The organism is Vibrio sp. 03_296, assembly GCF_002265885.1.
The window spans coordinates 33,516-59,061 of record NZ_NPKW01000142.1 but is presented as its reverse complement, the minus strand read 5'-3'; the positions used below and the strand labels follow the sequence as shown (position 1 = coordinate 59,061).

Genomic DNA, 25,546 nt, shown 5'->3' with positions numbered 1-25,546 from the left:
TGAGCCCGAACGGTAATCAGCGCTTTTTACCACGGCCTTGGTGAATTTTTAACTTTTGCTTAAGCTTACGTTTTTCTGCTGAACGACTGGTACGCTTGCTAGAGGTATCTTCAACGTAGTTCTCTTTTTCACTGGGCTCAAATCCCGCTAACCATTCTTGGGGTAAACGGGTATCCAGAAGATTTTCAATCGCTTGCAGCAAGTATTCTTCATCTCGTGACATAAACGACACTGCGAGACCCGTTTGCCCTGCTCTCCCCGTTCGGCCGATTCGGTGCACGTAATCTTCCGCCTTATAAGGCATATCGAAGTTTACGACTTGCTCTAGCTGCGCAATATCCAAACCGCGCGCGGCGACATCGGTGGCGATTAACGCGCGCACTTTACCCGATTTAAAATCATCCAGTGCTTTCTGACGTGCACCTTGCGATTTATCGCCATTGATGGACGCAGCCTTGATGCCATCGAGCTTTAGTTCATTCACCAAAGCATCGCTGCCTTGTTTAGTTTTGGTAAACACCAACACTTGCTGCCAATTACGAGAGCCAATGAGATACGCCAACAACTCACTTTTGCGTTTTTTGTCGACCGGATACACCATCTGCTTAACGGTGTCGGCGGTGCTGTTGGCCGCGGCAACCTGAACTTCGACAGGCTCTTTCATTAAACGATAAGCCAGTGCTTTAACACGCGTCTCAAACGTAGCGGAAAACAGCAGCGTTTGACGCTCTTCAGGCATTCTTTTCATAATGCGCTGAATGTCGGGCAAAAAGCCCATATCCAACATGCGATCGGCTTCGTCTAACACCAGTATTTGCAACTGGTTCAATGAGGTTTTCTTGGTAAAAAGATGATCCAATAGACGCCCAGGCGTCGCAATGAGGATATCAACACCTTTCGCCAATTGTTCTTGTTGAACACGGATGCTGGTTCCACCGTATACAGTAACGATTGCCAAATCAGTATGTTGCGCATACTGTTTCAAATTATCGAACACTTGCTGCGCCAGCTCTCGGGTTGGCGCTAAGATCAGTGCTCTAGGATGTTTGGGTGCCGTTTCTTCTCGCGACTGTTGTGACAACATTTGGATCAGAGGCAAGCCATAAGCGGCGGTTTTTCCAGTTCCTGTTTGAGCAGCAGCCAGCACATCTCTACCTTGCAAAAGATGCGGAATCGCTTGCTGTTGAATCGGTGTTGGTGTGTTAAATCCTAGCTGAGAAAGATGATCGCTTAACGAAGAGTCAAGTCCAAGCTCAATGAAAGTATTTGTCATTACGGCCCCCAAAAAATGAGCGCGGATTGTAGCAGAGGCAGATAAATATCTCTATCTACAAGCCAAACTCTTTCTGTTGGTTGCAGCTAAATTGTAATGTGTCGGCATAAAGCGTTTCGAAGGCGCTCGAAAACCGCTCATATTCGTCTTGTAATGTGGCATGACATTCAGAGAGTGGCGACAATCTTGGTCGACGCTGTGACATTCTGTGCAGAGCAAACTCGATATTGTCCATCTCACGATATGACTGCAACCACTTACCTTGCCACATGCGTTGATTCAACAGCAAAAAAGAGGGTGGCAGATCTTTGGTGCCGTGTTTGGCGACTTCTCGTTGCGCATAATGCACAAATGAATCTAAAGAGATATCGCTGTATCGATGCCAATGCATCGCAAGGCAATGATCCCAAAACATGTCTAAAGCGATTAATGCAAAACGTCGCTGTGCTTCTGGGAAGCGTTTTTTGCACGCTTGCACGATACCGTGTGTATCAACAAACTTATCGACGGCGCGATGCAGACGAATCCCTTGCACAATTTCCGATGAATATTGTTTGCTTGGGTCACCCTTGGCGAAGTCGCCCAGTAAGTTGCCTAACATGTCACTGTTGGCAACATCCGCTAAATGTAGGTGGGCAAGGTAGTTCATTATTGTGTGTCAGGGGGGAATCAACAGGCATCGCTGTCTGCGTCATTCTCTTCATTTGGGTATTGCGACAAATCGATTCCAATTTCCATCGCGTCCAGCCACTCTAGTGTCTCATCATTTTTCAGTTCAAATTCTGACATGACCACTCCTTAGTATGTGTGGGGAAATAGTGTGTAACAGGTTGCATCGTGCAAACCTTCTTTATACATCCTGTTGTATGTGGTTATACCGTACCGATCACAATATTAAAATGTTACATATCATTAATTGCATACAACCTTGAGCTTCCTCTCATAAAATCTTTCCGTATCACTATAACTTTAGCGACGAATTGATCTCAATATGGAGCAGATATGAGAGAAGTTGAATTTAGGACCATCGACCGCTTGTTTATCAAAATGTCGATCAATGACAAAATCTGGGTCATCGTCACCCTGTTTATCCTCGCCCTATCCTGTGTTTCAGGTGCCCGTTATGTTAACCAACTAGAACAGATAGAGGTGCAGGCTAAAATCGCCGCGCAAAGCCGCTTACAAGGGATCGTCAGCCATCCTAACAGTGAAGCCATTTTGGCCACCAGTGGTGTATCTAAAGCCGCAAGTGCAACTGATGCAAAATACAAAGATGGCATGACTACCGTGTCATTAAAAGGAGCCGATGGCCAGTTTTATCAGCTCACTGCGAATACGAAACAATCTGATGACAAGGCAAGATCCTCTGCCCTTACCACCTTTTTGCTAAGCTATTTGTGGCTCGCTCCTTTCGGTTTGTTTTGTTATTGGGTCGCAACTTTCCTTGGTGGTGCACTGTGGGTTCTCTACACCACTACACAGAAAATTGGTGAGGGCGATTTAACCTCTCGTCTTGGCTTCCATCCGGGTCGTGATGAATTTGGTACCATTGGCTGTGCGCTAGACAAAGCCATGGACACTCTGACCGATCTAGTAAAAAGCGTCAAAGAGAATGCAAACACGATGGGCGAAACCAGTGCTTCATTTGAAAAAGAGATGAAGCTCAGCGAAACGCAAATCCAAAATCAGTATTCCTCATTAGACTCAGTGGCTACCGCTATGGAGCAAATGACCGCTTCAGCCAAAGAAGTCTCTTCGATTTCTCAGCAAGCGACGCATCAAACGGAACGCGATACCCATCATATTGAAGGCAGTCATAAACGCGTTGTGTCCGCGATTGCAGAGATTGATAAGCTTTCTAGCTACATTGAGCGAGCATCGACATCAGTATCCACGTTGAATGACAACACGACGCAAATCAATGATGTGATCACCACCATCAATGCCATCTCTGAACAAACAAACCTGCTGGCACTTAACGCCGCGATTGAAGCGGCACGAGCGGGCGAACAAGGGCGTGGCTTCGCTGTAGTGGCCGACGAAGTTCGAACCTTGGCCAGTCGCACTCAGGCGGCCACTGTTGAAATTCAAGCCATGATAGAGAAGCTGCAAACAGAGAGTCAAAACATCGCTTCGATTACCGCCCAAACGGTCAGCCAAGCGAAAACCAGCAGTGATTTGATTGCTGAAATTGGTACGGACGTCAAATCGATTGCTGACTCAGCGAAAGTACTGATGGACATGAGTATTCAAATCTCCACCTCTGCTGAAGAGCAAAGTGCGGTCGCTAACGACATTGCTTCAGAGCTCAGTGATATTCGCAGCCAATCAAATACGATACGCAACGTCGCGCAGCAATCGTCATCAGGAGTGGCAAATCTTACCAAGGCCACTGTCTCACTGTCACAAATCCTTAAACAATATCGTACACAATGACAAAAGCTCCTTCGGGAGCTTTTTTAATATCCGTGAGTTGCTTTATTCGTTTTGGGTCATATTTGTTTACGCCTTATTTCTGATTGGGAATAAGCATTCAATTTCATTTTCGGCTCAAGAAACAAATTGCAATGAAAATATCTAACTTCTCATACAATACTGGGATATCACTCTCAAGAACTTGTTTATTAGAGTGAAAAAATGCCCTGTTATTAAACATTTCGCTATTCTAATAGGGCCTATTTTGCTGCTGGTGATTAAAAAATGAATACTTATAAATATATCGACGTAAACGAAAATACCGTATGCCCACTTTGTCAACACGACGAGTACTTCATCTCTGGAGATGGGGAAAAATTCACATGTGCCTCATGCGGTTTCCATACAAAGAACTTCAGCGCCATTCGTTGTCTCCAAATGGCACCTATTTATCAAAATCGACCTGCTTACGTACATTCCATCAGTAACAGTTGTCACTAATTTGATTCTTGGCGAATAATCTCAATCAGTTCTTCCAAATGCCCGATCTGTCTGACTCGGGCATCTGTTGTTTGGTTAATGTCATAACCGTTAAATAACTGAAACGTCCTCATACCTGCATTAATACCGGCTTCCACCCCTTTTGGCGTATCGTCGACATAGATACACTCATCCGCTGCAAACCCCATGTGGAACGCACTGTACATCAAAAGATCAGGATCGGGTTTCCACGCATTCGCTTCAAACGCCGAATACATTTTCCCTTCAAACCGTTCTAACAACCCCGTCAGCCTTAAAGAGAGCGCAATCTTGTCTTTCGGGCCATTCGACGCGACGCAATATTCAATTTTTTCCCGTTCGAGAAAATCGAGCAAGTTTTCAGCCCCAGGCATCACTTGCAACTTCTCGTTAAACAAATGGTTTAACTCATTACGATAAGCAGGCTCTAGTAAATCTAACGATATATCGAGCTCAGCCAATGCCATTGCATCGGAAAGTACATCAGCCAGCTTCCCACCTCGAAACTGAGCAAGGCATTGTTCTAAGGAAATATGAGAGCCGAATTGTTCAAAGACATTCACGAGAGCATGGCAGCACAGTTTTTCACTGTCGACCAAGGTTCCGTCGCAGTCGAAAATGACGCATTTTATTTTTGTTTTTATCATTCGCATTCCCCAGTTTATAGAAATCAGCGTGAACGAAGGGCGTTCACTTAAATCCCCTTTACTATATGAAGCAAAGTGCTCAGAAAACCGGAGTTCTCCGACAAAAATAATAATCTATGCCGGAGAATGATCATAAATGCGCAGAGTGTAGCGAATTTAGCTCGCCTGCTTGAATTCATTAAGATTATCTGGATAACAGTTTCGAATCTCGACAAAATGGTCGATGTTGTTGAGTAGCAAATCCGTTAAGTACGGATCAAACTGCTTACCTTTCTGCTGTTCAAAGAAGTCGATCACTCGATGAATGTCCCAAGCCGCTTTATAGCAACGCTCACTAAGTAATGCGTCAAACACATCGGCAATGGCTGTAACCCTTGAGAAAACATGAATTTCATCTTCTTTTAGCTGATATGGATAGCCGTGGCCATCCCAGTGCTCATGATGCTGTAACGCGACCAATGCGGCCAATTTCATGATCTTGGCTTTGTTGTTATTAAGGAGGCGATGACCCACTTCACAATGGGTCTGGATCACTTCTCGCTCTTCTAGGCTAAGTTTACCGGGCTTGTCCAGTATGGCTTCAGGAATAGCAATTTTGCCGACATCGTGCATCGGACTAATGATTTCTAGCATCTCCAATTCACGGTAGCTCAATCCGCATAAACGCCCTAACCCAACGGATAATTGCGCGACACGTTTAACATGGTTACCCGTTTCTCCAGAACGTGTTTCAATGGCTTCACCTAGCACATGAATCATCTCTTTTTGCACTGCTAATGTTCGTCTCTGCAGAGCAACAATTTTGCGATTTTTCAAGTTAATCAATTTTTTCTGCTGAATCGTCATGTACTGCATGGCGATCACCATAGACAATGACAAAATAATCACACCCGCGACCAGCAATACCTGCCGATGCTTCACCAAATAAGAAATGGGCTCATTCAATAACGTTGCGTTAGGCGGTAACTTATCTAAATCGATGTCGTACTTGTCTAGTGCGTTAAAATCAAAGACAAGTGAGGATGGCCTTTCATCCATCATCGCCTCTGGCAAGGTGTAGCCCATTTGCTCTGCCAGCATCAACATGCCTTGATAACCAAATTTCTCTGAACAATTAACGTAGCCACCGACAATGCCGGGCTGCCCAAGATAGAGGTCCCACAGAACAAAAACCGGTGCTCGGCTACTTTCGCCTATTGTGTTCGAGATTTTTTTGTAGGAATGAAATACGCCAGAACTCAGCTCCGTGTTGTAGTGCGTGAGTAACACCGCGTCATCCGGATCAATCTGAGCTAAAAATTGGCTGGCCTCGCTGAGCGATTTATCTGATATGTCGACAAGTTCAATGTTTGCGTGCTGACGCATCGAATGATTCAAGTCGGCGCGAATCAGATCGGAGGTAATACTTTTGTCCGCAAGATAATAAAGCTTTTGAATGTTGGGGCGAAGGGCTTCAATCAGAGCGAGGTTTTCATCTAACAAGTCTTTTTCATAAATGACTTGGAAGTTGTGTTTACTCGATTGGCTTTGCCACTGTGTATCATTGATCGCGACGGCAACGACGGGATACTGTGTGAGCTGCTGTGAAAAGTACGTCTGTGCAAAGCGCAGTGCGTTATCATCGGTGACCAGCACTCCATCCCAATGATAACCGCGATATTTCGCGATCATATACTCGGCGGTCTTTTGCAAGTAGTCCGCCGAAGAGATTCGTTTGGTGTCGAGATACTCAACAGATAGACGGACATCGCCGTCAATACTGTCAATGGCTTTCTCAATGCCTCTCTGCATCTCTTGAGTCCATTGATAAGAAGCATCGTAGGAATGGAGAATGAGCACTTGGCGCGTTTGCCATTGTGTCGAAGCGAATGCGGAGTTCATCAACAGCACAACAACGGACATCAAAATAAGCCTAAGCGTTCTCATATGCATCCCAAGTAATAAATGGTGGGGATATGATAGTGGCTGATTAGGAACTTATTACGACATTGATCAAATTTCGATGAGAATTTTTTCTACCGCAGACATTTCTTGTGTGACTTTTTCAAGCAAACAGCTCAAATAACCCACAACTCGTTCTTTATCGAAAGCTTGTTTGTACACGACATCGGAAACCAAAAGTTCTGACTCCAAACGCGTCACCATCGCTGCGCCTACGGGCTCACCGTGAGAGAAACTCACATAAAGATCGTGTTCTGGCGACAGAATGATTTGCGTAAGAAACTCAACAATTAACGACTGTTCACTTTCGTCAGACCAACGCTTACTTTGCAGCAGTGCAAACATAATGGTCAGACGGTGGAAATCGACCAAGTAGTGTTCCATCTCCTCACATTCGGTCACCGCGATAGAAAATGGCTCTGTGGTGCGCTGCTCAGCAGAAGCGCGGTAGAGTTGCAATCCGTCAATACTTTCTTTGGTGGGAAACTCACAATCAACTTGATCGGATAACCACTTGTTCTTTTTATTCGTTATTGGCGGAGCTTGATTCGACATGATTAATTCCAAATATCACAAATTTTGGGTGTACAGATGGTAGATTTCGGAGGTGCTGAACACCCGGCAAGTAAGCCTAACGAAATCAACAGCACAACACATGTTCTCTTCATACTGATAACCTCTTCGTTTTCCTACTTTCCTGCAAGGCTCATACCATACCATGCGGTTAAGATTGGTTCTAATCAATTTGCGATTCAAACGTTTGCATGGCGCAAGTTTGACCGAACTAGTTAGAGACAGCTGAGGGTCAAAACTGGTAAGGTAAGCTCATTCAGTTGACAAGGTCAAAAAGGATAAGACGATGAAATTAAAACTACTTACCGCTGTTTTCGCGACAACAGCCCTGCTTTCAGGGTGTGGTGGCAACGAGGTCGGTGACGTAGGCTTGGGTTGGTTTACCCTAAAGGACATTAAAATCACCTCGCTACAAGATGAAGTGGTCACCGGCGTAACGTGTCACATCGCTTCGATTGAGGCAAACTTAAGCCTATCCGATCCGAGTGACAGCTCTATCTCTTGCCGCCAGACTGGCAGTATTACACCGGAAATGGTCGCTAAGATCGACAAAAGCTCGTCCGGCGAAGTGGTGTTCAAGCAGTCAAAAAGTATCTTTTTTAAAACAATGAAGGTTCGTCGTATTTACGATCAAAAGAACCAGACCCTACTCTACCTTTCGTACACAACCAAAGAAACCGAAGGTAGCTTCAAACATAGCTTATCAACGGTCCCGCTTTGGGGGACTGACGCCTACGTTGATCCGAGCAAAACAGAAGCACTAACTCAATAATATCTGCACAAAAACCACTTGGCCGAACAAAAACTGTTCGGCCAATTTTTCGCGTAACAAAAAGAGCCTTGTTTCAAAAAATTTGTGATATGATGCGCCTCTTTTTTCTCAATCTATCACTAGTATGAAGTTTCCTGGTCAGCGAAAATCTAAACACTATTTCCCTACAAACACTCGAGATCCACTCGTTACTGAACTTAAAGTGGCACCTAAGCTCTACCGCCCAACCATCGTTGGTGTTGGTCAGACAATCGTAGATATCGAAGCGCGTGTAGATGACGCATTTTTGGCGAAATATGAGTTAAGTAAAGGACACTCGCTAGTTCTTGAAGAAAGCAAAGCTGACGCCCTCTACGAAGAGTTAGTAGAACGTGGCCTAATTACTCACCAATACCCTGGTGATACCATTGGCAATACCCTTCATAACTACTCAGTCTTAGCAGACAGTAAGTCTGTTCTACTGGGTGTCATGTCGAAAAACATTCAAGTTGGCTCGTACGCCTATCGCTATTTGTGTCGTACATCTTCTCGCATGAACCTCAACCACCTACAAACGGTGGATGGCCCTATTGGTCGTTGCTACACCCTTATCTCTGAAGATGGTGAGCGCACCTTTGCGATCAACGAAGGTCACATGAACAAGCTCGCTCCAGAGAGCATTCCAGAAGAAGTGTTTGAAAAAGCAGCTGCGCTCGTGGTTTCGTCGTACCTAATGCGAGGTAAGCCGGAAGATCCAATGCCACAAGCGGTACAACGTGCTATTGAATACGCGAAAAAGCATTCCGTACCCGTCGTACTGACTCTCGGAACGAAATACGTGATCGAAGGCAACCCTGAATGGTGGCAAGAGTACATCCGTGAAAACATCACGGTTGTGGCGATGAATGAAGAAGAAGGCCAAGCTCTGACCGGTGAATCTGATCCACTGAAAGCGGCCGATAAAGCACTCGACTGGGTTGACCTTGTCCTTTGCACTGCAGGTCCAGACGGCCTTTACATGGCAGGTTACACCGACAACGATGCGAAGCGCGAAACGACGCACGACCTTTACCAAGGTGCGATTGAAGGCTTCAACATGTACGAATTTAGTCGTGCAATGCGCCGAGCTGAATGTGAAGAGCCAGTCCGAGTCTACTCCCATATTGGCCCTTACTTAGGTGGCCCGGCCGAAATCAAAAACACCAATGGTGCTGGCGATGGTGCACTCTCTGCCCTTCTTCATGATATGGCGTCCAACGCGTTTCATCTGAAGAATGTCCCTAACTCAGAGAAACATCAGCATATGTGCCTGACCTATTCGTCACTGTCACAAATTTGTAAGTATGCAAACCGAGTCAGTTACGAAGTACTGACTCAGCATTCTCCGCGCCTATCACGTGCTTTACCAGAACGTGAAGACAGTTTAGAAGAAGCTTATTGGGATCGATAGATTCCGTACTTAATTCTCTTAAGGCTGCTATTATGCAGCCTTTTCTTTTTGATCTAAGCCAATTTTTCTCAAATTAAACTAAGCTGTAGCACAACTAAGCTTATATAATACTTTACTCAATAATGCATTTAAGTATCATGCCTCCGCAAACGTTTGCGTGATTGTTAGATAAGGGTTTTGCATGCTTTCAGATATCGATATTTGTCGTACGACACCTCTTAAACCAATTGAACAGATTGCAACAAAAGCAGGACTGTTGGCGGATGAGTTTGAAACTCACGGTTTATATAAAGCGAAAGTGTCTGCCCGATGTGTAAAACGCCTTGCTGAGCAACAAGATGGCAAACTTGTTTTGGTCACGGCAATTACACCAACCCCACTTGGAGAAGGCAAAACCGTCACCACTATCGGTCTAGCACAAGGGTTACAGAGCCTCAACCAATCGGTAATGGCGTGTATCCGTCAACCTTCTATGGGGCCTGTTTTTGGTGTCAAAGGGGGCGCTGCGGGTGGTGGCTATTCACAAGTCGCCCCGATGGATGAGCTGAATTTGCATCTTACTGGCGACATTCATGCCGTTACTGCGGCGCACAATCTTGCCGCAGCTGCCATTGATGCCCGCATCTATCACGAACAACGCGCTGGTTATCAAGCCTTTGAAGCTCGCACCGGGCTCCCTGCATTAAGAATTGACCCAGATCGCGTGGTTTGGAAACGCGTAATGGACCACAACGATCGCGCACTGCGTAAAGTTCGTGTTGGAATCAATGACGAAGGCAAGACCATCAACGGATTTGAACGTGAAGAAGGCTTTGATATATCAGCCGCATCTGAACTGATGGCAATTTTGGCGTTGTCGAAAAACCTTCAAGATATGCGTGAACGCATTGGTAAAGTGGTGCTCGCTTACAATCTGGATGGCGAACCTGTTAGCGCAGAACAGCTACAAGTGGCAGGTGCGATGACAGTAACACTGAAAGAAGCGATCAAACCGACACTGATGCAAACACTTGAAGGTGTGCCTACCCTCATTCATGCGGGTCCGTTTGCCAACATTGCGCACGGGAACTCATCCATCATCGCTGATGAAATTGCCTTGAAACTATCGAGTTACGTTGTCACCGAGGCGGGTTTTGGCTCTGATATGGGGCTTGAAAAAGCATGCAACATCAAATCTTCAACTTCGCACAAAGCCCCCGATTGCGTGGTGATTGTTGCGACTTTGCGCGGTTTAAAAGCAAACTCCGGGCTGTATGATCTAAAACCTGGTATGCCATTACCAGACGCCTTATTTCAACCGGATCACGCAGCGCTGAAATCCGGCTTTAGTAACCTAAAATGGCATATTGATAACGCGCAAAAATACGGTTTACCAGTGGTCGTTGCTATCAATCAGTTTCCGCAAGACAGCGCAGAGGAGCTTGGGCAACTCAGGCTTTGGATTCAGCAACTGCTACTCAATGTTCGTGTCGCAATCAGCGAAGGCTTTGCCAAAGGTGGTAAAGGCATGGAAGCGGTGGCTCGTGAAGTGATTGAAGCATGTGATGCGCCTGCAAACTTTCGCCCACTGTATAGAGCAGAGCAGACGCTCGAGGATAAAATCATCACCGTTTGTACTAAAGGTTACGGTTGTGGTGAGGTGCAATTTAGCGAAACAGCAAAACAACAGTTGGCTCTTTATCAAACGTTAGGATTTGGCGAGTTGGCCGTGTGTATGGCCAAAACCCCCCTTTCTATCTCGTCCGATTCCTCTCTCAAAGGTGCACCGAGTGGATTTACCATCATGGTTCGTGAAGTTCGGCTCTGTGCTGGTGCGGGTTTTGTTTACGCGCTCACTGGCAATGTGATGACGATGCCTGGTTTACCAGACATTCCCGCTTTTATGGCGTTGGATATCGATGAAAATGGCGATATTGTTGGCCTAAGCTAAGCCGCGATTTCGATATCACATTGTTGAGGATCCTGTTGAGACTCCTTAAACGCCTTGCAAAAAGGCGCTTTTTTTTTGAACCTAACGCAAGCTAGATTACAGAAATCCCACCTAAAGCCTTATCTAGCACAACGCGTACAAGCCACTCGTTTTAGTACTTGTGATTTTCGCTTATTTACAGTGTAAAACGACTAAGTGCCAAGACCTTAGACGCCGACCTTTTTTATCATTGCGACGCACTAACACCGTGCAACAACTATGCTCACTGCTTGCTTTTTGTGCACAGCAATGGATTATTTAATGAAAACATCATGATTTCTCAATAAAAAGGTTTTGGCTCAAATCTTGTACTAATCTTTAGGACATTGCACACATTCAGGGAGAATACGCATGCAGGACATTTTGACAGTGATACTGGCCGGAGGCATGGGATCACGACTCAGTCCATTAACGGATGACAGAGCAAAACCCGCGGTACCATTTGGTGGAAAATACCGCATTATCGATTTCACGCTTACCAACTGCTTGCACTCCGGCCTACGTAAAATTCTCGTCCTCACCCAGTACAAATCGCATTCGTTGCAAAAACATCTTCGTGATGGTTGGTCCATTTTCAACCCTGAACTAGGCGAATACATCACCTCCGTACCGCCTCAAATGCGCAAGGGTGGCAAATGGTACGAAGGCACAGCCGATGCCATCTATCACAACTTGTGGCTGCTCGAACGCAGTGAAGCCAAGTACGTCATGGTGTTATCCGGTGATCATATCTACCGAATGGACTACGCACCGATGCTGGAGGAACACATCGCCAATAATGCGGCACTCACGGTCGCTTGTATGGATGTGAACTGTAAAGAAGCCAAAGCGTTTGGTGTTATGGGGATAGAAGAGAATAATCGTGTCCATTCTTTTGTTGAAAAGCCTGAAAATCCACCACACCTACCGAATAATCCCGAACGCAGCCTTGTTTCTATGGGCATCTATATTTTTAGTATGGATGTACTGCAAAGCGCGTTAACCGAAGATGCGCAGAATGAGAATTCCTCACACGATTTCGGTAAAGATATCATTCCGAAACTTATTGAAACGGGTACTGTTTATGCCTACAAGTTCTGCGGTAGTAAAGGCCGGGTCGATAAAGATTGCTATTGGCGCGACGTAGGCACCATTGATTCCTTTTATCAAGCAAACATGGACCTTTTAGAGCCGATTCCTCCGATGAACCTCTACCAAAAAGATTGGGGGATCCGTACCTATGAACCCCAATATCCACCAGCAAGAACCGTTTCATCAGGTTCAGGAAATGAAGGTATTTTCATTAACTCAATGATTTCAAACGGTGTGATTAATTCGGGGGGATCCGTTCAGCATTCCATTGTTTCTTCGAATGTCAGAATCAACGACAGTGCGACAATTGTCGATAGTATTATTTTTGACGATGTTGAAATTGGTGAAGGATGCCAGTTGGTCAACTGCATCATCGACAAACATGTCAAAATCCCGCCCTACACTCAGATTGGCTTGAACCACTTAGAAGATTCACAACGTTTCAAAATTTCGGACAATGGCATTGTTGTTGTACCTGAAAGCTATCAATTCTAAATTCACTAAGCCTATGTTTAACAATAAACAAACACCCCAGAATCAATCTGGGGTGTTTGTTTGTAGTGCAATGAACTATGGACAGGTTACTTCATCCCAGAACCAGTTGGTTTGTGTTGGAGACTCCCAAACCCCTGGGCTGTTTTTCGCAACAAAACACTTACCGTTGAAGGTGACTGTTTCGCCATTATTCACTTGTGTGACGCCGGGTTCCCACTGGATAACCGTACCGCTACCTGTATTGCCTCCAGTGTCACCACCTCCGGTGTTACCGCCGCCAGTATCACCACCACCCGTGTTGCCACCGTTGCCAGCAGACAAATCAGCAACTGGCAGATCAGGTTGTTCAAACTTGAATGCGTAGTCCACACCGTTGATGTTCACGCTGTAGTTTGCCGGACCAGAAATTGGTAGGTAGTAAACCATATCCAACTCGTAAGTTCCGCCTGCTGGTAGCTCTTTCCACGCAGGAAGCGAGAACGCCACACGATGCATTACGCCATCCAGACCACCGATGTTGTTCGCACGAGTATGACCAGAAGCAATCACTTTCAAGCCACCACCAGATTGATCTTTCGCATTATCTGGCGCCGATACTGGAATGTCGAACTGGAACTCAGTGCCACCCGGAATTGCTGTACCGGTATTGTTGGTAAAGGTCACTTTCGGGTTGATTGGGTAGTTTTGATCACCCACTTTGAAGCCGCCTACAGAAACTGCGATGTCCAGTGTCTCTGAAGGAATTGCGCCCGTCGCGACCGTGTTGCCGTATGGGGTTGCTGACTTAAACTTATCGTAGATAGCTTTGGTCATCGAGTTACCCATGTGGAACTCACCGTTGCCCGTGGCACACGCCTGCTCGCTTTCATCGATGGTCGTGCGGTTGCCATTGGCATCAAGTACGTAACAGTTATAGTCACCCGCCAGTTCCCAGAACATGATACCGCCGATCTCTTTATCGATGACGTAGTCGGCTTTCACGCTGACAGACGCTTTGTCTTCCGTTGATAGGAATACTGCTTTTTCCGCATTCCACAACCATGGCGCGACAGCCACACTGTCGTAGTTACGCACATAGTTTCCAACAAGTTGATCACGTGGATCGTTGACTGGGTCGAGTTTGTAAGCGGACGCGTAGGAACCAAAGATGCCTTTTTCTAGGTTCTTCGCATGCCACATTGGGTTTGAACCCGCGCCCATTTCGTTGCCTTTTGGATCGGTATCGTGCCACATGTTGTCGATACCCATCGCACCATGACCACAGTTATTCTTCTCACCTTCACCAGTACCCGGAGCACACTCAGCTTGGTTTGGCAGCGCCGCGCGACCCCATAGACCATTGGTACCACCCGTCACACCTTGCCAACCACGAGTATAGTAAGGCACACCGATGTTAATACGGCCTGCTGGCATTGAGCCGCGGAAGTAGTGGTATGCCCAGTCTGTATTGAGGTAACCGATGCCACCATATTGCGCCGTGCCGTAAACATTCCACTGCGCCAATTCTGAGTCTTCACCGGTATCGTACAGCGCCGCATTGTGACCAACGTGATCGTTCCATGCACCATGCAAGTCATAAGACATGATGTTGACGTAATCGAGGTACTTAGTCACATCAAACGTTTCCATACCACGCAGTAGGTAACCCGAAGATGGCGCTGCGATGGTGAGCATGTAGTGAACACCATCTTGTGCAGATGCTTGGTCAAGCTTTTGACGTAATACGCGCATTAACTCTTGGTATGAAGCCCAGAGATAAGCACGGCGAGGTTCCATGAAAGATTTGTCATCTGGGTTACCCGCGCCCGCCATAGAAGTTGGGTACTCGTAATCGATGTCTACACCGTCGAACTTGTACTTACGGATCATTTCGACCGCAGAGGTGGCAAATTTCTCAATGCCCGCATGGTTGATGGAACCATCCGCATTGGTTGTCATGGTGTAGAAACCACCGTCTGCGACACGTTTGCCGTCCGCACCAAAGTGACCGCCCGTTTCCGCCCAGCCGCCGATAGAAATCAGCGTCTTAACGCCGTATTTTTCTTTGTAAGTGGCTAGCGCACCAAAGTGACCTTTGAAGCCCAGAGTTGGATCGATTTCAACACCCGGCCACTCTTTTCCAGTTGCAGCGTTAGTCGGATCGTTTACGTCACCAACGTTGACTTTGCCGTCAGAGCCAATGCTGACAAACGCGTAGTTAATGTGCGTTAACTGCTCCCACGGAATATCTTTAACCAGATACGCCGCTTGTGGGTCATCACCGCTACGCCAGCTGGTAAAGTAACCGATCACACGACGTGGGTGGTCTGCCCCCATCTTCTCACGACCTTCTTCATCGTAAATCGTACAGTAAGGTACGTTGACGCCTTCTGTTTGGTACAGGCCATCAGGGCGACAAGATGCCACTGGTGCCACACCGTTGACTTTCAGTGTCTGCGCAGCGGAGTCCGTGGTTGCACCAAGGTTATCCGTCGCACGAGCAAAGACCGACAAAGAGCCAGCTTGAGTGGTGGTATAGTCAAGCGTATAAGGAGCGGTTGCTGCCGTACCGACAAGTACGCCACCAACAAAAAAGTCTACTTTATCAACAGTACCATCGCTGTCTGCTGCATTTGAGGTCAACGTAACCACTGCGCCCTGCTCAACCGTGGTCGCAGAAAGTGCAAGATCGACCGTTGGTGCCGTATTGCCAGGCTGCGTGGATTCCACTGTCAACGTCACTTTGCTTGGTTGGCTTACCGCACCTTTATCGTCATAAGCGACAGAGCTGAAAGTATGAGCGCCTGCGGTTGCAGTCCATGATGCGGAGAATGGTGCCGATGTATCTTGACCAACCACAACGCCATCAACCAAAAACTCAACTTTGGCGACGGTGCCATCTTGATCCGCTGCCGTTGCTGCAAGTACAACAATATCACCTTCTTTCACCACATCCGTTGCAACTGGTGAGGTCAAAGCGGTGGTGGGAACTTGGTTGACTGGGTCAACCGGGCCATTGTCACAAGCACCGAGTGCTTTCCACTGTGCCCAATCACCCGAAAATTCTGCTGGGTTATTGTTTTGTGTCCAGTAACGGGCTTCATAAGCACTACCCTGATACTGAACTTTTTCTCCACCGTTATAAACCGTCGAAGAATTCCATTCTTGTAGAGGTGAACAATCAACAGCCGCGTAGCTGTTGAATGCCATCAGACATGAAGCAGTCAAAGTACTGAGTACAAACACATTCTTTGCTGCCTTTCCGTTTTTAAAACGCATACAGGCTCTTCCCTTAAGTTGTTGTTTCAACGTTTAAATCATCACCAAAAGCAATCCCTTGATGACTTATATTTTGCTGTAAAATAACTTAAGTACAGTTTGAAGATTTCACACCTATCAATTGCAATAATTGAACATTGACTCGCAAGAAACTAGTGTAACTATGCAACGGCTACATTCTTATTTTGTACCGATAACTAATTTCTGATTAATTTTATAGAACATAATAAATCACGTTCACTACCGATAAATACTTAATTTTTAAAATATGTCACTAAATATTGCTTCAATACCGGCATAATATTTGTGCAAATTGTTTTATATATAAGAATACCACTTACAATCTCATTCATTGAATTGACACACTTTTATGCACTTTTCGGTGTTTCATTGAAATGGCGTTTATATTCACGGCTAAACTGTGAGGTGCTGTTGTAGCCCACCAGACGTGCGGCATCATTCACTCTTTTTCCTTCCAGCTTGATCAGTTCACGCGCTTTGCTAAGCCTTACTTTTTTGATGTATTGGATGGGAGATTCGAGCGTTACGCTACGAAAAGCACTATGGAAAGCTGACACACTCATGTTGGCTTTGGAAGCCAAATCTTGCACTGTCAAAGGTTGGGAGTAGTCCTGATGTACTTTATCAAGCACTTGTGCAATACGAGAGTAGTTGCCTTCGGCGTGCGCCAACTCAAAAAGCACATAGCCTTTCTGGCTGAGCAAAGCACGAAAAACCACCTCTTCGAGTAGCGATTGCCCCAACACTTCGGTTTCTAAAGGATCGCACAAACCGCGCATCAAGCGCTTACACGCATTGAGCATGCTCGTTTCCATTTTGACCGACTTAAGCCCGCAACTCTCCTCTTTCTCAGCGAAAAAGTTCTGAAACCCACGCTGTTCAAGCTTTTGCACCATTTGTTGAAGCAGCACCATGGGGACATCAACAGAAATCCCCAGAAGCGGACGATCTTGATCGGCGAATGCCTCACACTCTAGTGGCATGGGGACACCCACCACCAAATAGTCGTCAGCACCATAACGCACAGGATGGCTGCCGATATGAATATTTTTATGTCCCTGCCCCAAGACAATAATGCCGGATTGATAGACAAAGGGCTGTCGAGCATTCCCTTTGCTACTGCGATAAAACCAAACGCCAGAAATATCGGTCTCTATCACACCTTCAAGGGTTTCAAGACCTTTTACTTCAACATATTGCTGCATTAACTCGGCAAGGCTTTCCATAAGAGAATCTCAATTTTGTAGAAATAGGCAAACAATTTAGAGTTTTGATGCTACCAAAGTCAACATCACCGCACTATTATGCACATAACAAAAACAACTCCAATCACAATGTGAGGTCAATGATGAAGTTTACTTACTCCAACCCTACACAAATTTTCTTTGGTCAGGGCCAAATTCAAGCGATTAAAAGCGCAGTGCCATCTGATCAAAAAATACTTGTCATCTACGGTGGCGGGTCGATCAAAAGAAACGGCGTTTATGATCAAATTGTGTCGGCGTTAGAAGGCTATAACTGGCTCGAGTTTTCCGGTGTTGAGGCTAACCCGACCAAGGAAACATTGGACAAAGCGGTCGCTATTGTGAAAGAGCAGGAGATCGATTTTATTCTCGCTGTTGGCGGCGGCTCTGTGATCGACGGCTCTAAATACGTCGCCGCATCTGCCCATTACCAAGGTGATGGCTGGGATATCTTAGTTGGTAAACACCAAGTGACTTCTGCAACGCCTTTAGGTGCCGTACTAACGTTGCCAGCAACAGGTTCAGAGTCCAACTCTGGCGCGGTAATTACTAAGGCGGAAACCCAAGATAAACTGGCCTTCCTAAGCCCATACGTTCAGCCAAAGTTTGCGGTGATGGATCCAGATGTAATGAACACATTGCCTGAGAAACAACTGCTAAACGGCATCGTTGATGCTTGGGTGCACGTTTGCGAGCAGTACATTACTCGCCCAGCCGGTGCGATGGTGCAAGACGCCTACGCCGAAGCGTTGTTGAAAACGCTGAAAAATCTCGGTGATCGCTTTGCAGAGCGCGACAGTGATGAATGGCGTGCAAACCTGATGTGGGCAGCGAACCAAGCCCTTAACGGCTTAATTGGTTCAGGCGTACCTCAAGACTGGGCGACGCACATGGTTGGCCACGAACTGACTGCGCTTTGGGGTGTCGATCACGCTCGTTCATTGGCGATTGTTCAGCCTTCCCTGCTTCGCAACCAAATTGAGTACAAACGTGCCAAGTTAGAGCAAATGGGCCGTGAGGTCTTTGGTTTAGAAAACGGCAAGCAGCTAGCAGAGCGTACGATTGATGCCATTGAGGCTTTCTATCACTCCCTTGATGTCTCAACAAAACTCACTGAGCATAAAGAGAGCAAAGAAGAGGCGATTGAGGCAGTGGTGACACAACTGACCAATCATGGCATGGTGGCACTGACAGAAAACCAAAGCGTGACACCCGAGCAAGTGCGTAAGATCCTCGCAGAGGCGATTGCCTAATCACCCATAACGATTAGTGTATCACCATAAAAATCCGGCATTCGTATGCCGGATTTTTTTAACGCGATTTGTAGTTATCCTTGTCGATATCGTGCTTTTTCATGCGTAAATAGAGCTTTTTACGCGGTATCTGCAAATACACCGCCGCTTCCGTCACTTTTCCAGAATGTAAAAACAGCGCATCTTCAATGATTTGCTTTTCAAAATCGTCCACCAGCGTATCCAATGGTGATTGAAGCTCGTTTTGGTTCACCAACCGCTCTTTCCCTGTCAGTTTGACAATGCCAATGGCATACAACTCTGCGACGTTTCTTAACTCACGTACATTTCCTGGCCACTGATGATTACGCAACAACGAAAGGTAGCTCGAATCAACAGCTGGCATCGGTTTACCCAGTTTCTGGCAACTGTGCTTAAGAAAGTGATGAAAAATGGCGGCGATGTCATCTGGTCGATGGCGTAGGCTCGGCACTTGAATCGCCCCTTGATTGAGCAGATAGTAAAGCTCGGGTAACAATCGATTTTCCGACATCAACTGTTCTGGGCTGGCATCAAACAGGGTGATCACCCGCGTTTTGCTGGTACTGCCTCGCTCTTGCGCCAACAGCAGTTGGACAAACTCTCGCTGCGTCTTTTCATTCATCGATTGAACGTTCTCAATCACCAAAGTAGCCACACTTCCGCCATTGAAATAGCGTGCGATAGCCTCTTTGTCGTGGTCCGCGGTGAGATACAGCTCTTCCAACGTTTGCTCTTTACGCGGCTGGCTCATGTCATGGAGCAGATGAGCGATGCTGTGTCGGCCGGAGCCCGATTCACCACAAATCACGACATTGGTATTGATCAAAGCAAATCTCGCGACATGCTGGCGAATTTGCTCAATTTGCGCTGACTTTCCGACAAGCGCTTTGCCGACAGACTGCGACACATTACTCTTTTGTGCAGTGTAAGCTTGACGCTCCTTAAGATACGATTTCACCTTAGTGAGCAGCTCTGGCGGCGAAATGGGCTTTTCGAAAAATTCACAAGCGCCTTTTTTCAGTGCATCCACCGCCATCGGTATATCGCCATGCCCAGTGATGACCAACACCGGAATGTGTTCATCAATCTCTTTGATGAGCGCCAACAGCTCCATGCCATGCATTTGTGGCATATACATATCGAGTAAAACCACACCGGGCCAATCTTCACTGAGATATTGGCACGCTTGCGTCGGATCGTTCACCAGTTTCGCAGTCAAACCAGAAATGGACATCAGATGCGCATAAGAGTCGAGTACATCCTGATCATCGTCAACCAAAAGCACATCATATTGATTAATCGTCATGAGGCATCTCCAATACCACCATGGCTCCACCCTGTGCGTTGGAAGCCAAGTAAATGTTTCCGTTATATTTTTCTATGATTGATTTACAGATGTTCATACCAAGTCCGAGACCGATTTCTTTTGTAGTCGTAAATGGGGTAAAGAGGCGATCAACAATGTCTGGCGCAAAGCCCTTACCGTTGTCGCATACCGCAATCGCATGATGCGTTTGCGTGGAATACAAATGACACAGCTCAATCACACGCTCTGCACCATTGGCTTCGCTCAACGCATCGCAACTGTTCACCATCAAGTTAATGAGCACCTGCTCGTAGGCGACCAAGCTGCCCTGCACCATCAGGGTTTTGTCTAGCTGGTTGCGAATTTGAATTTGCTGCCTTTTGGCTCGCGTATTAACGAGTAACATCGAGTGCTCCGCGACATCGTGCAGCTCTATCGATGCGGACGTCGGCTCGCCATCCGATTTCTTCGCAAAGTGACGCAAACCATTGACGATCTTACTCATGCGCTCTTTGAGGCTTTCAATGTGCGTTAATGAGGTGGCGACCTGTTCACTGTCCGCCTTCTGGTTAAACAAATTGGCGCTATAAAGGTAGGTAGACATCGCATTGAGTGGCTGATTTAACTCGTGTGCCAAACTGGTCATGGCTTGCCCTACCACCGCCATTTTGGCCGCTTGAATCAGCTCGGATTGGGTCTTCTTCAAATGCGATTCTGCTTTTTGACGCTCTTGAATTTCCAGCTTGAGCTGGCGATTTCGCTCCGTCACATCGCGGGTTTTCTCAGCCACTCTTTGCTCTAAGATGCGATTCGCCTGAATCTGTTCGGTTACGTCGGTGATTGTGATGATCACTTTTTCACAATGACCATGAGTAAACAGACTGAACTCACAATGTAAAAAACGACCATAAGGATCATCAGCCAATGACATGGTGAGTTCGCTTCGGCACTCTCGCATTAGGGCGGAATCGGTATCAAATTGCGCGCGTAATGCCTCAAACCAATGCTCAGGAAACGCAGACCAAATCGGTAACTCGGTAATGGCATCGTCTAGATCCAATAAGCGTCTCGCGCTAACGTTCGCCGATTCAACCCAGCCACCCAAACTGACCGTCATTAAACTAGCGCTGGTGTTGTTGATTAAGCTCAGGGCGTTGGTTCGCTGCATCTCTTTCACTTTGTCCCCGTATTCGATCAGTTTGGCACTTAAGCGACCAATCTCATCGTTGCCGTCAACGCGAATGGGATGGTGTAAATCATCATTGATGATCGCATCAATGCTGTTACTCAAATTGGCCAAGCGCGCCACGATACGCTGATAAATGAAGTAGTAAGCCAAAATCAAACTGGTAAGGATCGACACCGCAAAGCAGATGAGCAACACGCGGTTGCCCACATTGACCATCTCAGTGGTGTCTTGTTTGACTTCATAAAAAGCTTGGTCTGCCGACGCAACAATCCCGCCAATTTGGTTGTGAATCGTGCCGATTTGGCGATCAATGTCGCGCTGCTGCACTTCAATTCTCTCGCGGATGGAAACGTAATCAAGCAGTTGCTGATGCAAGAAACCTTCAATTTGCAGCAAGGTGGTTAACTCACCGACTAGCTGCTGGTAAGCGATGGACGATGGCCATTCAAAGATCGGCTGGCTCAAACGATAAAGCTCTTCGGTACGATACTGAATCACTTTCATGCCATTGTTCACATGCCCCAACTGCGTTGCGCTCACCACATCTAGCGCCAATTCGTAAATCGTGGATTCGAGATCCAACACCTGTTGAATGACATTCAGCTGTTTAAGTAACGCATCGGTTTTGGCCTGCTTCTGATTACGAGAAATCTGCCAATCTATCTCTTGGCGTAATGGCATCAGTTCGGTGCGGATGTCTTGATGAATCCAATCAAGTTGCTCTTTCAGTAGATCGATTTTTCGCTGTGCATCGATGCGTTTAGACACCAGATAACCATAGAGATCAATACTGCTCGCGAGCGAGCTGTACGACTCTGCAAGGGCACTCAGCGAGTCATGAGTGGCTTCGTCGGCGCGTTGCACGCGTTCAACAATCTGCTTGGTGTCGCTTAATTGCTTACTTAGAGAAAGCAAGTGGTTATCGAGTTGAACTTTGCTTTTTACTCGTTCGATCTGGGAGATTTTACGTCTCACTTCACTGCTTTTGCTCTCAAGCAAATAACTGGCGTTGTAGCGCGGTACACTTTCGTCCAACAAACCACTGACTCGCAGATCGAGCTGGCTCCAAGTCATCCAGGCGATGACACAAACGAGAGTCAACAGTAAGGTGCTGCCAGCAAACGCGGCGACCAATTTTACGCCAATCGTGTTGTATCTCCGCATTATTCTTCACCCTGCTTTTTTAGCGTTTGCAAACGTTGATTTGCTGACGCTAATTGGCGATGAAGCGCGCCGCTGACACGATGGCTAAACTCCGCCATCACAGCCTGTGCATAGCCATCATCCGTCATTTCTTGTTGGGAAGAGAGCGCCAGTTGTTTGCTCACTTCTAGCACCTCCACTTCACTCACTGGAATATCAAAGGCAAGTTGACGGATGGACTCTAGCTGCGTTAACACAGCAGGGTTATCGGCGTACGCCTTACGCAGTTGAATAATAGTTTGCCAAGTGTCTTTTAGCTCAGGAAGGCGTTTGGTAATGGCCAAATCAAACAGGCGATTGGTCAGCACTTCTCTTTGCATTATCGCGCTAATATTCAACGCTGGGTGATCACCATCTTTGCGCTCGGTATCATGCAAAGAGAACTTGGCGAAACTGTTTTTGCCAAGCGACTCTTGCATTGGAGCAGAAAGCAGCATCGCCATAAAATCGTCCACCAAAGGATCGGCGCTGGCGCGTTGCGTTTTGGCAATGTACGTCGGCATCAGAGTGAAATCCGATTCAAACGCAAAGCCGACATGGTCAAATTTTCGCTGGATCAGCAAAGCATAGCTATCGATGGTTGGACCAAGACCAAATTGCCCTTTTGCAATATAGTCACTCACGCCAAAACTGCGCGAAGAGATGGTCGCCAAATTGGCACCAATGTTAATCAAGATGCGCCAGCCATCCTGCCAACCGTATCGACTTAGGATGCTTTCTACCATCATTTGTGTCGTGCCAGAACGACTTGGCGTACTCATGGTGATGTGACCAAAATATTGAGAACGGGTGAGATCGATAAACCATTCAGGGATGTTCAGTTGGTGTGCTTGCAGGTAATCGCGATTCCACACAATACCGGCACCTGAATAGCCAATAGTCAGTACCTGCTGTTGAGGAGGCAACACATAAGGCGACATCCAGCTTGGTAAGGTTTCGTGCTGAGCCACATCACCGAGGCGCTCACTCTCAGAAAGTTTTTGCATCAGAAAAGGCGAAGAGCTCAAGACCAAATCGATGTCTTGCATGTAGGTTTTACCCAGCAGCTGGATACTGGATTCACTGCGGCGATGAATAAAACGAACTTCGGCATCAGGGTGACGTAACTTGAACTCATCAATTAGGATGGACAACGGCTCTTGGGAAAACGTCGTCAATACGACGATCTCTTTGTCCGTCGACGCCGCACTGGCACCAAAACAGACCAAGCTAAACAACAAGCTAAACCGACCTAACACGGCAAATCGCTTTTTACTCACCATCGATAACCTTAAAAATTGTGCGTTCAATCAAAACTCTACACTTTGCTAAAAATCGCTTGAAACACAGGCTGAGTCACTACTGACGCAATTTCCTTTCCTTGCTAGTAATTTTATCAGCAATCAAACAACAAACGTTATGCGGTTAGGTTCACTTTTGACTCATTGTTTAAAACAAATTGGGTCAAATGTGCCCCAAAAACGCCCTTTTGTACGGATTAACAGGCCGATTCATCATGCTCCCGACAACACATTTTTGTTGATTTACATGGAGAGCAATCATGCTTAATTTCTTTAAAACTCGTCCGGATGTGCCGTTATCAGACAGCTCCAACGAGGGAATGCTAAAGCGCTATAAGAGTTACCAATGGCAGGTATTCTTAGGCCTTATTTTTGGTTACGCCGTCTTCTACGTAGTACGTATGAGTTTAGGTGTTGTGAAAAAGCCCATGCTCGATGCGGGCATCGTGACCATCGAAGAACTCGGTATTATGGGTTCGGCATTCTTCTTTACTTATGCTTTCGGTAAGTTCTTAAACGGCTTCCTATCTGACTACGCCAACATTGGCCGCTTTATGTCGTGTTCCCTACTGGTATCGGGTGTCCTCTCGGTCGTGATGGGGATGAACACCGTTGGCTTCTTCTTCGTTCTGCTTTGGGGTTTGAACGGTTGGTTCCAATCCGTTGGTTCAGCACCTTCGTGTGTATCGCTTTACCAATGGTTCTCACCAAAACAGCGTGGTAGCCGTTACTCAATTTGGGGTGGTTCGCGTAACATCGGTGAAGGTATCACTTGGATCCTAACGGCGACACTAGTGAGCTACTTCGGCTGGCGTGCAGGTTTCATTGGCGCGGGTATCGCTGCAGTAGTTGCTGCACTGATCATGCTGAAAGTACTGAAAGACCGTCCACAAACTTACGGCTTGCCAGATCCAGGTACTGCATTTGGCGAAGGTACCGAAATCAAGAAAGCGAACGATCCAAAAGAAACACGTCGTGCGCAAATGTTTATCCTAAAACAACCTGTGGTATGGCTCATTGCCCTGTCTTGTGCGGCAATGTACATCTCTCGCTACGCGATGTCTTCTTGGGCGGTATTGTTCCTACAAGAAACAAAAGGTTACTCACTGATTGACGCGGGTTTTGCCATGTCAATGTACCCAACAGCGGGTCTAGCAGGTGCGATTCTGTCAGGTATCCTTTCAGACAAAGTGTTCAAAGGTAACCGTAACATCCCTAACCTACTGTACGGATTGGCAAACATTGCCGGTATGTGTTTGATGTTCTTTGGCCCAGATAACCGTGTTATCGACGCAGTAGCGCTGAGCATGATCGGCTTCTCTATCGGTGGTCTAGTGGTATTCCTAGCAGGTCTGATTGCTTGTGACCTGATGCCTAAGAACGCAGTTGGCGCAGTAAAAGGTTTGATTGGTCTCTGTTCTTACATTGCAGCGTCAGCTCAAGAGCTTATCTCTGCATCTCTGATCACCATCACTGAAGTCGATGGCGTAAAACACTACGACTTTGGTAACGCGCAGTACTTCTGGCTTGCCGCTGGTGTGGTATCGGTTCTACTCGCACTGACGGTATGGAATGCGAAGAAAGTGGTCGATATCGACGAAGAACAAGACAAAAAGCTACAAACACGCACAGCTTCTTAATGTTCATTGAGCAGGGGCGAAAGCTCC

The 25,546-nt window shown here is 46.6% G+C and carries 18 protein-coding genes; 8 read left to right on the top strand and 10 right to left on the bottom strand.

All coding sequences use genetic code 11. The annotated features are described in order from the left end of the window. Nucleotides 1–16: 16 nt before the first annotated feature. Both CIK04_RS18570 and CIK04_RS18565 read right to left on the bottom strand, forming a co-directional pair. Nucleotides 17–1,273 (bottom strand): DEAD/DEAH box helicase, encoded by a 1,257-nt coding sequence (locus tag CIK04_RS18570; RefSeq protein ID WP_039466506.1) that lies wholly within the window; start codon nucleotides 1,271–1,273, stop codon nucleotides 17–19. Nucleotides 1,274–1,328: 55 nt separating this feature from the next. Beyond that, on the bottom strand, nucleotides 1,329–1,922 hold the full coding sequence (locus CIK04_RS18565; protein ID WP_039466508.1) for an ACP phosphodiesterase: 594 nt from the start codon (nucleotides 1,920–1,922) through the stop codon (nucleotides 1,329–1,331). A gap of 353 nt (nucleotides 1,923–2,275) precedes the next feature. Here CIK04_RS18565 and CIK04_RS18560 point away from each other — a divergent pair, with 353 nt between their 5' ends. Both CIK04_RS18560 and CIK04_RS33460 read left to right on the top strand, forming a co-directional pair. Further along, on the top strand, nucleotides 2,276–3,709 hold the full coding sequence (locus tag CIK04_RS18560) for a methyl-accepting chemotaxis protein (protein WP_017790884.1): 1,434 nt from the start codon (nucleotides 2,276–2,278) through the stop codon (nucleotides 3,707–3,709). 264 nt (nucleotides 3,710–3,973) lie between these two features. Beyond that, nucleotides 3,974–4,189 carry a hypothetical protein gene (locus CIK04_RS33460; RefSeq protein WP_072599220.1) on the top strand — a complete coding sequence of 72 codons (216 nt, stop codon included), beginning with the start codon at nucleotides 3,974–3,976 and terminating at the stop codon, nucleotides 4,187–4,189. Here CIK04_RS33460 and CIK04_RS18550 read toward each other — a convergent pair. The 3 genes from CIK04_RS18550 to CIK04_RS18540 form a co-directional block, all read right to left on the bottom strand. Further along, nucleotides 4,186–4,854 carry an HAD-IA family hydrolase gene (locus CIK04_RS18550; RefSeq protein ID WP_038941015.1) on the bottom strand — a complete coding sequence of 223 codons (669 nt, stop codon included), beginning with the start codon at nucleotides 4,852–4,854 and terminating at the stop codon, nucleotides 4,186–4,188. The genes CIK04_RS33460 and CIK04_RS18550 overlap by 4 nt on opposite strands. Nucleotides 4,855–5,010: 156 nt before the next feature. Further along, nucleotides 5,011–6,786 (bottom strand): HD domain-containing phosphohydrolase, encoded by a 1,776-nt coding sequence (locus tag CIK04_RS18545; RefSeq protein ID WP_097352649.1) that lies wholly within the window; start codon nucleotides 6,784–6,786, stop codon nucleotides 5,011–5,013. Between the two features lie 60 nt (nucleotides 6,787–6,846). After that, entirely contained in the window at nucleotides 6,847–7,350 is a 504-nt protein-coding gene (locus CIK04_RS18540; protein ID WP_095429810.1) for a hypothetical protein, read from the bottom strand. A gap of 304 nt (nucleotides 7,351–7,654) precedes the next feature. Between CIK04_RS18540 and CIK04_RS18535 the strand changes: the two genes are divergently transcribed. The 4 genes from CIK04_RS18535 (at nucleotide 7,655) to glgC (ending at nucleotide 13,104) form a co-directional block, all read left to right on the top strand. Then, nucleotides 7,655–8,140, top strand: coding sequence for a CreA family protein (locus CIK04_RS18535; RefSeq protein ID WP_097352648.1), 486 nt, complete (start codon nucleotides 7,655–7,657; stop codon nucleotides 8,138–8,140). A gap of 124 nt (nucleotides 8,141–8,264) precedes the next feature. After that, complete coding sequence (locus CIK04_RS18530) at nucleotides 8,265–9,569, top strand: inosine/guanosine kinase (RefSeq protein WP_038941011.1); 1,305 nt, start codon at nucleotides 8,265–8,267, stop codon at nucleotides 9,567–9,569. A 181-nt stretch (nucleotides 9,570–9,750) separates the two neighbouring features. Continuing rightward, nucleotides 9,751–11,499 carry a formate--tetrahydrofolate ligase gene (locus CIK04_RS18525; protein ID WP_097352647.1) on the top strand — a complete coding sequence of 583 codons (1,749 nt, stop codon included), beginning with the start codon at nucleotides 9,751–9,753 and terminating at the stop codon, nucleotides 11,497–11,499. Between the two features lie 390 nt (nucleotides 11,500–11,889). Then, nucleotides 11,890–13,104, top strand: a complete 1,215-nt coding sequence (gene glgC, locus CIK04_RS18520; RefSeq protein WP_097352646.1) for a glucose-1-phosphate adenylyltransferase — start codon at nucleotides 11,890–11,892, stop codon at nucleotides 13,102–13,104. Nucleotides 13,105–13,179: 75 nt separating this feature from the next. On the opposite strand, the gene CIK04_RS18515 is transcribed toward glgC, so the two are convergent. Beyond that, complete coding sequence (locus CIK04_RS18515; protein ID WP_038941009.1) at nucleotides 13,180–16,362, bottom strand: glycosyl hydrolase family 18 protein; 3,183 nt, start codon at nucleotides 16,360–16,362, stop codon at nucleotides 13,180–13,182. A 368-nt stretch (nucleotides 16,363–16,730) separates the two neighbouring features. Continuing rightward, on the bottom strand, nucleotides 16,731–17,609 hold the full coding sequence (locus tag CIK04_RS18510) for an AraC family transcriptional regulator (protein ID WP_097352645.1): 879 nt from the start codon (nucleotides 17,607–17,609) through the stop codon (nucleotides 16,731–16,733). A 122-nt stretch (nucleotides 17,610–17,731) separates the two neighbouring features. Between CIK04_RS18510 and CIK04_RS18505 the strand changes: the two genes are divergently transcribed. Next, the gene (locus CIK04_RS18505) at nucleotides 17,732–18,880 is read left to right on the top strand and encodes an iron-containing alcohol dehydrogenase (RefSeq protein WP_097352668.1); all 1,149 of its coding nucleotides are present in this window, start codon (nucleotides 17,732–17,734) and stop codon (nucleotides 18,878–18,880) included. A 58-nt stretch (nucleotides 18,881–18,938) separates the two neighbouring features. On the opposite strand, the gene CIK04_RS18500 is transcribed toward CIK04_RS18505, so the two are convergent. From CIK04_RS18500 to CIK04_RS18490, 3 genes are read right to left on the bottom strand one after another with little or no spacing between them, the layout of a single operon-like run. Beyond that, nucleotides 18,939–20,207, bottom strand: a complete 1,269-nt coding sequence (locus CIK04_RS18500) for a sigma-54 dependent transcriptional regulator (RefSeq protein WP_176463371.1) — start codon at nucleotides 20,205–20,207, stop codon at nucleotides 18,939–18,941. Continuing rightward, entirely contained in the window at nucleotides 20,197–22,560 is a 2,364-nt protein-coding gene (locus CIK04_RS18495; RefSeq protein WP_097352643.1) for an ATP-binding protein, read from the bottom strand. The genes CIK04_RS18500 and CIK04_RS18495 overlap by 11 nt, the downstream gene beginning before the upstream one ends. Further along, a complete protein-coding gene (locus CIK04_RS18490; RefSeq protein WP_097352642.1) occupies nucleotides 22,560–23,861 on the bottom strand; it encodes an ABC transporter substrate-binding protein in 1,302 nt (433 codons plus the stop codon). Before CIK04_RS18490 ends, CIK04_RS18495 begins: the two co-directional genes overlap by 1 nt. Nucleotides 23,862–24,139: 278 nt before the next feature. Between CIK04_RS18490 and CIK04_RS18485 the strand changes: the two genes are divergently transcribed. After that, on the top strand, nucleotides 24,140–25,519 hold the full coding sequence (locus CIK04_RS18485) for an MFS transporter (RefSeq protein WP_011152052.1): 1,380 nt from the start codon (nucleotides 24,140–24,142) through the stop codon (nucleotides 25,517–25,519). Nucleotides 25,520–25,546 lie beyond the last annotated feature (27 nt).